This window comes from Cellulomonas septica, assembly GCF_012396155.1.
Lineage (GTDB): Bacteria > Actinomycetota > Actinomycetes > Actinomycetales > Cellulomonadaceae > Cellulomonas > Cellulomonas septica.
Genome location: NZ_JAAXOY010000457.1, coordinates 1 through 3005, shown reverse-complemented (window position 1 = coordinate 3005; position 3005 = coordinate 1). Strand labels below are relative to the sequence as shown.

Sequence of the window (3005 nt, the reverse complement as noted above, 5' to 3'; positions counted from 1 at the left end):
CGCCCGCGCGCGAACCGAAGGGGAAGCCATGACAGCACGACGGGCGGCCGCGGGACTCCTCGCCGCCGCGACGATGGCGACGGGCGGCCTCGTCGCCGCCGCGGGCGCCGAGGCGGCCGTGGGCTGCCGCGTGACGTACACCGTGACGAACCAGTGGAGCACCGGCTTCGGTGCCGACGTGACGATCGACAACCTCGGCGACGCCGTGGACGGCTGGACGCTGACGTGGGCGTTCGGCGCGGGCCAGACGGTCACGCAGGCCTGGAACGGCACCGCGACGCAGTCCGGGTCGGACGTGACCGTGCGCGACGCCGGGTACAACGCGAAGGTCGGGTCGGGCGGCACCGTGTCGTTCGGGTTCAACGGCGGGTGGAACGGCACGTCCAACCCCGCGCCGGCGTCGTTCGCGCTCAACGGCACGACCTGCACGGGTGGCACCACGCCGACGACGACGCCGACGAGCACCCCGACGTCGACGCCCACGAGCACCCCGACCAGCACACCTACTCCGACGCCGACGCCGACACCGACGACGACCACCCCGCCGCCGTCGGGCGCGTGGCAGGCCGAGGACCTCGACCGCGGGCTCATCAGCGTGCGCAGCGGCTCGGGGAACCTCGTGCAGTGGCGGTTGCTCGGGACCGAGCCCGCGAGCACCGGCTTCAACCTGTACCGCGGCGGCACCAAGGTGAACGCGTCACCGCTCACGGGCGCGACGAGCTACCTCGACGCGGGTGCGTCGTCGAGCGCGACGTACACCGTCCGGGCCGTCGTGAACGGCACCGAGCAGGCCGCCTCCGAGACGTCGCTGACGTTCGCCAACGGCTACCTCGACGTGCCGATCAGCAAGCCGGGGTCGGACTACGTCGCGAACGACGGCTCGGTCGGCGACCTCGACGGCGACGGCCGGCTCGAGGTCGTCCTCAAGTGGGACCCGACCAACGCGAAGGACAACTCGCAGTCGGGCGTGACGGGCAACGTGTTCCTCGACGCCTACGAGCTCGACGGGCGCCGCCTGTGGCGCATCGACCTCGGCCGCAACATCCGCGCGGGCGCGCACTACACGCAGTTCCAGGTCTACGACTACGACGGCGACGGCAAGGCCGAGGTCGCGGTCAAGACGGCCGACGGCACGCGCTCGGGCACGGGCCAGGTGATCGGCAACGCGAGCGCCGACCACCGCAACTCGTCGGGCTACGTCCTGTCCGGCCCCGAGTACTTCACGGTCTTCCACGGCCAGACGGGCGCGATCGCCGCCACGACCGACTACGTGCCGCCGCGCGGGACGGTGTCGAGCTGGGGCGACTCGTACGGCAACCGCGTCGACCGGTTCCTCGCCGGCACCGCGTACCTCGACGGCGTGCGGCCGTCGATCATCATGGCGCGCGGCTACTACACGCGGGCCGTCGTCGTCGCCTGGGACTACCGGAACGGCACGCTCACGCGGCGGTGGACGTTCGACTCGAACGCGTCGGGCAACAGCACGTACGCCGGCCAGGGCAACCACTCGCTGTCCGTCGCGGACGTCGACGGCGACGGCCGTCAGGAGATCCTCTACGGCGCCGCCGCGATCGACGACAACGGCACCGGCCTGTGGAACAACCGGACCGGGCACGGCGACGCCGGTCACGTCGGCGACCTGATCCCGAGCCGGCCCGGTCTCGAGTACTACAAGGTCACCGAGTCGACGAACCAGCCCGACGCGTGGATGGCGGACGCGCGCACCGGCCAGATCCTGTGGAGCACCCCGTCGGGGTCGGACAACGGGCGCGGCGTCTCGGGCGACATCTGGGCCGGGTCGGCGGGTGCCGAGTCCTGGTCGTCGTCCGACTCGCAGCTGCGCAGCACGTCGGGCGCCGGCGTCGCGCGCAAGCCGTCGTCGGCGAACTTCCTGGCCTGGTGGGACGGCGACACGACGCGCGAGCTGCTCGACCAGACGCGCATCGACAAGTACGGCACGGGCGGCGACACGCGACTGCTGACCGGGTCCGGCGTGCACAGCAACAACGGCACGAAGGCGACGCCGACGCTGTCCGGCGACATCCTCGGCGACTGGCGCGAGGAGGTGATCTGGCCGACGTCGGACGACAGCGCGCTGCGGATCTACGCGACGCCGGTCCCGACGGACACCCGGCTGTGGACCCTGCTGCACGACCAGCAGTACCGCGTGGCGATCGCGTGGCAGAACACGGCGTACAACCAGCCGCCGCACCCCGGCTTCTTCCTGGGCTCGCCGTTCACGCTGCCCGTGAAGCCGAACGTGTACCTGCGCTGACGGTGTGACGGACGACGGCGACCCGCCCGGACCTCACCGGGCGGGTCGTCGTGCGCCGAGGCACGCGCGGGGCTTCCCGCCCTCCGCACGATCGTGCTAGAACTGCGCCATGGGCAAGGGGGACGCGACGCGGCAGGCGGTGGTCGACCGGGCGGTCGAGATCGCCGGGCGCCTCGGCATCGCCGGGCTGACGATCGGCTCGCTCGCGACGGCGACCGAGATGTCGAAGAGCGGGCTCTTCGCGCACTTCCGCTCCAAGGAGGCGCTGCAGCTCGCGGTGCTGGCCAGGGCGCGGGAGAGCTTCGTCGACGAGGTGGTCCGGCCGGCGCTCGCGACGACACGCGGCGTGCCGCGGGTGCGCGCGCTGTTCGAGCACTGGCTCGCGACGTCGCAGGCCAGCGCGGCGGGGTGCCTGTTCGTGTCCGCCGCCACCGAGTTCGACGACGACCCGGGGCCGGTGCGCGACCAGCTCGTGCGCGACCATCGCGACCTCGTCGACTCGATCACCCAGATGTACCGCGCGGGCGTCCAGGAGGGGCAGTTCCGCGACGACCTGTCGCCCGAGCAGTTCGCGCACGACCTGTACGGCGTGATGCTCGGGCACTTCCACGCGCACCGTCTGCTGCGGGACCCGGCGGCCGAGCGCCGGACCCGTGACGCCTTCGAGCGGCTGCTCGCGGGCATCCGCACGTCGCCGGCCGACGACCTCGCCGTCGTCGGCCGCGCCGCT

Annotated in this window: 2 protein-coding genes; both read left to right on the top strand. The window is 72.7% G+C overall.

Going from position 1 to position 3005, the window contains the following annotated elements; translation table 11 throughout:
* Nucleotides 1–28 precede the first annotated feature (28 nt).
* A complete protein-coding gene (locus HGA02_RS14975) occupies nucleotides 29–2275 on the top strand; it encodes a rhamnogalacturonan lyase family protein (RefSeq protein ID WP_168679813.1) in 2247 nt (748 codons plus the stop codon).
* Between the two features lie 109 nt (nucleotides 2276–2384).
* On the top strand, nucleotides 2385–3005 hold a 621-nt coding region (locus tag HGA02_RS14970), incomplete at its 3' end, for a TetR/AcrR family transcriptional regulator (RefSeq protein WP_168679812.1).

Excerpts from the sequence above, each read along its gene's own strand:
- HGA02_RS14975 (WP_168679813.1), top strand. The coding sequence starts at position 29 with ATGACAGCACGACGGGCGGCCGCGGGACTCCTCGCCGCCGCGACGATG.